The following is a 7,159-nucleotide window of genomic DNA, read 5'->3' as shown; positions in this document are numbered from 1 at the left end:
TAGTAGGTAAGGTCACCTGTAGATTACAGGTTAATAGGCTCTATGTGGAAGTGCAGTAATGCATGTAGCAGAGGAGTACTAACAGACCGAGGGCTTGACCTCACAAATCAATTCAAAATTCAAAATGCAAAATTCAAAATTAAAGACTGAAGTTTGGGTTTTGATGCTTTGAATTAAACTTTGGTGAATTTCGCGTTACTTGCAGTCTTCAGGGTTTTGAAACTTCAAATTTAAAATTCTTTTTTCTTGATTTTGAATTTTGAATTTTGAATTTTGAATTCCCACAGGTTTTCCTGGTGTCTATTGCGCGGTGGAACCACTCTGACCCCTTCCCGAACTCAGAGGTGAAACGCTGCTGCGGCGACGATAGTTTGAGGGTTGCCTCCTGCTACAATAGCTCGATGCCAGGGCAATATTATACGAAAAGCCTTCTCTTTTAATCAAGAGAGGGTTTTTTGTTTGTGACAATTTTTAAGTCACCCAATCAGTTTTAATTTCGATTTTAATTTCGATCTTTAGAGCAATCGACAAATCAAGATTAAGCGATCGCACTTTAGCCCTAAGATTGAGAACCTTCAAAAGTAACATCTTCATACACATCTGCGATCGCACAATTAAAATCAACACTTACCAAGTGTATATTATCCCCTGGACTATAAGTATAAAGTACCCATTGTCCCTCTGGGTTGCGGCGAAAAATCTCTACGTTCATCCGGGTTTGACTGACAAGCACATATTCCTGAAGGGACTCCATTTTTCGGTAGTCAGCAAATTTATCACCACGATCAAAAGCTTCTGTTGTAGGTGATAGAACTTCTACAATTAAGCAAGGATAACGTAAAAAATTGTCAAATTCTCTATCTCGCCGATCGCAACTGACTATGACATCAGGGTAGTAATAGATATTAATTGATTCAATATGTGCTTTGGTGTCTGATATGTAAGTTTGACATCCACTGCCGCGCAAATGATTTCTCAGCATTGAAGCCATGTTGAGAGAAATAACTACATGAGCGTTACTTGCTCCCGCCATTGCGTAAACCAATCCCTGTCTATATTCGTGTTTAATGGGACTACTTTCTTCTGCTTTGAGATAGTCTTCTGGGGAAATATAGGTAGAGTTTGGAGTTGCAACCATGTATAGTTACCTTGTGATGCCTTATATCTAGTTTAAGAGAAACTAACGGCTGTTTATAAATCTAGCTATTGCTAGATGCGCTAATAGTCTCAAAAGCTATAGTCTACCTCTGTTGGTTAGAGAGATAAACTTGTGGATGCAATTTTAGAGCGATCGCACGCACTCAAACAAGCTGTGGTAGATTTTGTTTTGGACGCAGAAGGTGATTTAGCACAAGCCTTAGAAACCTATGCTGCTGGAAAGCTACGCAGTGGTAACGGTAACAGTACACAGCAAGATTTAGTTATTGATAGCTTTATTACAGAAGGCAAAGTAAGCGATAAGTCACCGCTAGAATTATTTATTGATAGCCATCCTGATTTACCACAGAGCGATCGCAATTTAATTAGCTCTTGGCATCATAGTTTTATGGGCTTATTTGCCATTACGAAAATATTAGCTGATGGCTTTGAGTTAAGGAACTGGTTGACGGATAAATATTACATCGTTAAACCCAATAATGCTCAAATATTGCAAGAAACATCTCGGTTTAAAGAAGGAGAAATTTTGTTAACTCGGATTTCTCCTGTTACCGATAGTTACTGGACATTTTTTAGTAACTATACAATTATGGGTAAATTGGGTAAACCTAAACTGGCTGTAGCTATTGGTAATTTTAAAGAAGAATATAAAAATCATCTTTACAGCGATGCACCAGATTTATTAGCAGAAGCTTGGCAATCAGTTGTCCAATATCATCAGCAGTTTGTGGATTTTTTTGGTAAAGATGAAATTACACTACCAGGATATCAACTAAATAAAAAAATCGCTGAGTTCCAAGAATTAATTACTGAAAAATATTTAGCAGCTACAGGTATTGATACTTCTAAACCTCTCAATGAATTAGTAAAAGAAGCTGGAATTAATGAGGAAGAAATCAAAGCAGCAGTTAAAGAAATGGGTGCTGATGCCAATGTAGCATCAGAAATATTTAAGAATAATGGCAGTAGTAAGATGGTAATGCCAAAGGTTGATTTACCTGCTGAATTGAAGAAAGCAGAACAGGTGACAGCTATTTCTCATCCTCGTTGGGGACAAATGTTTTTACCAACATATAGTAAAGTAAAAACTATCTTATCAACAGCAGATTGGCAAAATATTGAAGGTGCGCAAAAACTAATTCGCTTTTATTTAGAAGATAAAAGCATTAATGCGTTTATTTGGTATCGATTAGCCCAAGAATATCCTCATACATTAGAAAATGTACTGCAAACAGTTTTGCAACGTGGTGATTTTCAGTTAAGTAGAGATTTAGATGCTCTATTACAAGAATTTAACAAACCTCTAGAGCCAGATTTACCAGAAATTGCTAGCGTTCCTGTACATCTGCATAACTTATTTCAAGCAGCTTTAGGAGAAGTGCAAAAATCTAAACCACAAGGTAAGGTACAGAAAAAAGTTGCAAAGGGTTTTAAATAATTGACTAGCGGTAAAATGGGCATTGGGCATTGGGCATGGGAAAGAGAGATTTTCATGTTTAGTTGTGGGATTTTACCGTGATTAGCTAGCTTGAAAATAGCGTTGACTGTTGACTGTTGACTGTTGACTGGGAAGAAAGAGAGATTTTCATGTTTGGTTATGGGATTTTCTTGTTTTAGCTGTCTTGAAATGAGGCTGAAAAATCTAGAGCTATTGTTCTGGTTAAGAAATTAGACTACCGACTCAGAAACATTCTCACACCTGCGTAGATTATTAAGAAATTTAAGTATATTTTTTCCCTATTTGGCGGCACAGTAGTATCATTTGAAGCGTCCATTATCAAAACTATCCAATTTGGCTGAGTAATAATATGACAAACTCCAACCAAGTTCTCCCCAGTGAAGGTGTTTTGAAAACTAATACTAGTAACACGAATGTTGTGAATATTCGTTCTGCTCCTGTAATTAAGGAAGGTAATATTATACGCCAAGGAAAAGCAGGCGATCGCGTGAAAATTTTGGACAAACAAAAGCCTTCAGGCGATCCTCGTACTTGGTACAAAGTGCAATTTGGTACACAAGCGAAGGATGTTGGCTGGGTAAGAGAAGATGTAATTACCTTAAGCAAACCCTCACCAGATAAAAATCCTACAGATGCACAAACTTTAGTGTATTTTGTGACCGATACAAAAACGGTAAGAATACACAAACAGGATCAGGTATATATGAATGTGTATGACAACAAAACCGAAGTTACAGAACGCGCTCCGGCTGCCAAATTACCTAACAATGATACTAAGAATTACTGGACAACATACATTGCCATTAAAGATGGCTCTACCTATCAAGTGAGATTTATTCCTGGGGCTGATACGGAACTAACAATTCTGCGTGATAATCAGGTGAAATTGCAAGAAAAAGGTTTTCGTGCTGACGGTACTGAATACAGACCAAAATGATAACAAGCTGCTAATTTAGGGATAAATTAGCTAAAAGGTCATTTATCAGGTAAACCCTCGCTCAGAGAGACTGTTTGCATTTTCAATGTCAGTAAAGAAACTGAAAAATTGCGGTTGGTTTTCTGAGCATAATTTGATTTGTACTTGATAAATGACCTCTTATACTAAGTATCTCGGCGTTAATTACAGCCCCCGGATACATCCAGGGGGTGATGGTTATTTTTCAGCTTGAGTTGCAACTGTTAATACTTGCGGTGGGGAAGCATCGGGGGGATAGATAAAGTCTACTTGTACTAGGCGGCGATCGCCTGCTGGCATATTTAATGTAGTTAAGGGTTCTCCAGCTTTACCTCTAGTTTGCATTAGGTGAAAAAATTGGGTTTGCGCCTTACCTTGGTCATCTTTGTAACGCACTCTTACTGTACCCCGGAAAAATACCTGCTTGGCTGGGGTATTGAAAAAGCGTAAACCTGGTTGAACTAATTGATCTTCTTTAATTGGTGTTTGAAATGACACCGTGACAGTTTTTGGACTTTGACTATTATTATATAGTGGCAATTTCAAACTATATTGAATCCCATAGTTGCCATGAGCGCGATATGCGGTGTCAGGATAGCGCACCAACATGGTTGCACTTTGAATTTGATTAGTTCCTAAGCTACCACCATGCACCGTGCTTAAAGCGTAGGATAAGGCTTGTCCCGGTTGAGGAATTGTGAGGTATTTGGCTTTGGGTTCATCTACCAATAAGGCGCGCCACTGAGAACCACTGGCGACTCCAGATACTCTTCCGTAAATGCGGGGTTTACCAGTCTCTTCTAAAGGCGTGGGGATTTTATCTCTGGGGCCAGCTACATCACTATTATTCAGTAAATTTTGCCACTCTGCTAAAGTTGGCGATCGCTCGCTACCATCGGGATTAGTTTGTGCAAACATGGCGAGGCTAGCTGCATAAACTTTACCGTTACTCCGCAACCGCATTAAAGTAGAGCGTCCATTTAGGGGAGGGGTAAGTCCTTGCACCGGAATTGGTAAATTTAGTAACATCTGACTTTCCCTGGGGGGAATGACTATTTGCGCCGGAAAAATTTCTTGTCGCCTACCTCTAAGTACTTCATTAGTAATGCGATCGCCTGGGCCAGAAAAAACTGTACCTAAGATATTGTTACTGAAAGATGGTACCTGAATAAAAGGTGCATCTGGTTGACTCAAATAACTAGCTGCTTGCAATACATTTATAGTTACTGGAGTCGCACCGGGATTATGCAATAAGATACCTAAATATAAAGAGCGTAAATTATCTGCGGGTTCAGCTTTGGCAATATGGTGAGCAAACACATCAAATCTGCCTTGAAAGGGAAAATTTAAATGCGCTGTTGGCACTTTTTTGCCATCTGGGGGAAATGTAGAAAGTAAAATTCCTTCCTTCAATACTAATTCTGGACTGTTGCTATTAAAAACTGGGACTGAATCAAGTTTCCCTGGTAAAGGACGGACAATTTGTGGTTGTACTACTTCTGCTGGTGGTTGTGTAGGCGAAATTGATTGAGCCAGACTCAAACTTAGTAACAATGGCAACATAAATTTAACTATTTTCTTCCTCATCAAGACGCTGACAAATTTATGAAAGTGCCAGTTTGTTAATTATTAATACGAAATCTGCCACAATGTTTACCAAATTTTCTGGCTGCAAAACTGGTACGTGAACAAAAATGCAATTAGCTCGGATTTGGGATTGACGCAGGTGATCTAATACGGAATAATAAAGACCCTCGCAGACAAATTTTCCACAGTCGTGGCTAATCTCAATTTCCCTAGCACCAGCCACTAATTGTTCTAAATCCACTTCTGTTTGCAAAACTCTTTCTTGGCAACAAGCACAAAATTCCACAGTTAATTGCGTCCGGCTAGCCGCCATCCCACAACAGATAATGCAATCTGGTTGGATTTCGGTGATTTTTTGAATTACGCGATCGCTAGCTAGTTGCACATCTACAGGTAACTGACGTAAAAAAGTCAAATGATGGGGTAGATTGTCAAGTTTAGCGACTTCTAGTAATAGATCGTCGGAAGAATTTGATAGTTGATCGCTTTGCCAAGTGTCAAAAGAAGTTAATAGAAATCTTTTCTTCATAAGAAATATTATTTAAAATAGAATTAGCCTCCATAATAAATTTACAAGGAGCAGGTCAATGCCAGTGATTGCGGTCGTAGATTATGAGATGGGAAATTTGCATTCAGTTTGCAAAGGCTTGGAAAAAGCTGGAGCTACTCCTAAAATCACTCATTCTTTTAAGGAAATAGAACAAGCAGATGCAGTTGTTTTACCAGGAGTAGGCGCTTTTGATCCAGCTGTCCAACACCTGCGATCGCGCGGTTTAGAACAACCTATTAAAGATACGATCGCATCTGGTAAACCATTTTTGGGTATCTGCTTGGGGTTGCAAATTCTCTTTGAATCGAGTGCAGAAGGTACTCAACCAGGACTAGGAATTGTCAAAGGAAAAGTCAAACGGTTTATTCCCGAACCAGATATTACGATTCCTCACATGGGTTGGAATCAACTAGAAATAACTCAGCCAAAAAGTATTATGTGGGAGCATTTACCATCCCAACCTTGGGTGTATTTTGTTCACTCTTACTATGTGGAACCAACCGATCCGCAAATTCGCGCTGCAATAGTTACCCACGGTACTCAAACAGTGACAGCTGCGATCGCTCGTGATAACCTGATGGCAGTGCAATTTCACCCTGAAAAATCATCGAATATCGGATTGCAAATATTGTCTAATTTTGTTGCTCAAGTTCGAGAAGAAGTTGCCGCATAATATAATTTTATTTAGGTGTCAGTTGTCAGTTGTTAGTTGTCAGTTGTCAGTTGATAATTCTTGCTGCTGACTCAATGACTAATGACCAATTAACCAATGACAAATGACTAATGCAAGATGAGTCTGAGAATTTACGGAAATCGTCAGCTAAAAACATTACCTGGTAAAGATACCAGACCCACGAGTGCGCGGGTACGAGAGGCTGTCTTTAATATTTGGCAGGGAGAGATAGCCGGTTGTAGCTGGTTAGATTTGTGTGCGGGTAGTGGTTCAATGGGTGCAGAGGCTTTGTGTAGAGGAGCCAGCTTAGTCATAGGTATTGAACAATCGAGCCGTGCCTGTAATATTATTCAACAAAATTGGCAGCAGGTAGCGCAGGCTAACCAAGAATGGAAAGTATTGCGCGGAGATGTACTCCAGCAGCTAAAGAATTTATCAGGCAAAAAGTTTGACAGAATATATTTCGATCCACCTTATGCTAGTGGATTGTATCAGTCGGTATTAGAAGCGATCGCAGATTATCAACTTTTAAATTCTGACGGCGAACTCGCAGCCGAACACAGTTCCCAAGATTGGGTGATTCCAGTAATTGCCAATTGGGAAATTTGCCGTCAGAAAGTTTATGGCAATACAGGGTTGACATTTTTTAGAACTTTTGAGTGAGGGGCAGAGGAAGCAGAGGAAGCAGAGGAAGCAGAGGAAGCAGAGGAGAAAACATTAATTATCAATGCCCAATGCCCAATGCCCAATGCCCCATGCCCAATGCCCAATGCCCCA

7 protein-coding genes and 2 rRNA genes are annotated in these 7,159 nt (G+C 39.5%); 6 read left to right on the top strand and 3 right to left on the bottom strand.

What is annotated here, in order from left to right:
* Both H6G08_RS05875 and rrf read left to right on the top strand, forming a co-directional pair.
* Window positions 1-102, top strand: a 23S ribosomal RNA gene (locus H6G08_RS05875); the annotation flags it as partial.
* 190 nt (window positions 103-292) lie between these two features.
* A 5S ribosomal RNA gene (gene rrf, locus H6G08_RS05870) occupies window positions 293-410 on the top strand.
* Between the two features lie 149 nt (window positions 411-559).
* Here the strand turns inward: rrf and H6G08_RS05865 are convergent.
* A complete protein-coding gene (locus tag H6G08_RS05865) occupies window positions 560-1,138 on the bottom strand; it encodes a Uma2 family endonuclease (RefSeq protein ID WP_190539564.1) in 579 nt (192 codons plus the stop codon).
* A 132-nt stretch (window positions 1,139-1,270) separates the two neighbouring features.
* Here H6G08_RS05865 and H6G08_RS05860 point away from each other — a divergent pair, with 132 nt between their 5' ends.
* Together H6G08_RS05860 and H6G08_RS05855 are read left to right on the top strand one after the other, a co-directional pair.
* Window positions 1,271-2,596 (top strand): hypothetical protein, encoded by a 1,326-nt coding sequence (locus H6G08_RS05860; protein ID WP_190539563.1) that lies wholly within the window; start codon window positions 1,271-1,273, stop codon window positions 2,594-2,596.
* A 370-nt stretch (window positions 2,597-2,966) separates the two neighbouring features.
* Window positions 2,967-3,554: an SH3 domain-containing protein gene (locus tag H6G08_RS05855; protein WP_190539561.1), complete on the top strand. Its 588-nt coding sequence runs from the start codon at window positions 2,967-2,969 to the stop codon at window positions 3,552-3,554.
* A gap of 216 nt (window positions 3,555-3,770) precedes the next feature.
* Here H6G08_RS05855 and H6G08_RS05850 read toward each other — a convergent pair whose 3' ends face one another.
* Both H6G08_RS05850 and H6G08_RS05845 read right to left on the bottom strand, forming a co-directional pair.
* Window positions 3,771-5,135, bottom strand: a complete 1,365-nt coding sequence (locus H6G08_RS05850; protein ID WP_190539559.1) for a DUF3370 domain-containing protein — start codon at window positions 5,133-5,135, stop codon at window positions 3,771-3,773.
* Between the two features lie 40 nt (window positions 5,136-5,175).
* Complete coding sequence (locus H6G08_RS05845; RefSeq protein WP_190539557.1) at window positions 5,176-5,688, bottom strand: pyroglutamyl-peptidase I family protein; 513 nt, start codon at window positions 5,686-5,688, stop codon at window positions 5,176-5,178.
* Window positions 5,689-5,746: 58 nt separating this feature from the next.
* Here H6G08_RS05845 and hisH point away from each other — a divergent pair, with 58 nt between their 5' ends.
* Together hisH and rsmD are read left to right on the top strand one after the other, a co-directional pair.
* Window positions 5,747-6,382 carry an imidazole glycerol phosphate synthase subunit HisH gene (gene hisH / locus H6G08_RS05840; protein ID WP_190539554.1) on the top strand — a complete coding sequence of 212 codons (636 nt, stop codon included), beginning with the start codon at window positions 5,747-5,749 and terminating at the stop codon, window positions 6,380-6,382.
* 117 nt (window positions 6,383-6,499) lie between these two features.
* Entirely contained in the window at window positions 6,500-7,045 is a 546-nt protein-coding gene (gene rsmD, locus H6G08_RS05835; RefSeq protein WP_190539552.1) for a 16S rRNA (guanine(966)-N(2))-methyltransferase RsmD, read from the top strand.
* The last annotated feature ends 114 nt before the right edge of the window (window positions 7,046-7,159 follow it).

The organism is Calothrix anomala FACHB-343 (assembly GCF_014696435.1).
GTDB classification, from domain to species: domain Bacteria; phylum Cyanobacteriota; class Cyanobacteriia; order Cyanobacteriales; family Nostocaceae; genus Aulosira; species Aulosira anomala_A.
The sequence above is the reverse complement of the archived record's forward strand: the minus strand, read 5'-3'. Positions and strand labels throughout refer to the sequence as shown.

Bases quoted from the DNA above. Each gene is read 5' to 3' on its own strand.
- H6G08_RS05865 (WP_190539564.1), bottom strand. From the start codon at position 1,138: ATGGTTGCAACTCCAAACTCTACCTATATTTCCCCAGAAGACTATCTC.
- H6G08_RS05855 (WP_190539561.1), top strand. From the start codon at position 2,967: ATGACAAACTCCAACCAAGTTCTCCCCAGTGAAGGTGTTTTGAAAACT.
- H6G08_RS05850 (WP_190539559.1), bottom strand. From the start codon at position 5,135: ATGTTGCCATTGTTACTAAGTTTGAGTCTGGCTCAATCAATTTCGCCT.
- H6G08_RS05845 (WP_190539557.1), bottom strand. From the start codon at position 5,688: ATGAAGAAAAGATTTCTATTAACTTCTTTTGACACTTGGCAAAGCGAT.
- hisH (WP_190539554.1), top strand. From the start codon at position 5,747: ATGCCAGTGATTGCGGTCGTAGATTATGAGATGGGAAATTTGCATTCA.
- rsmD (WP_190539552.1), top strand. From the start codon at position 6,500: ATGAGTCTGAGAATTTACGGAAATCGTCAGCTAAAAACATTACCTGGT.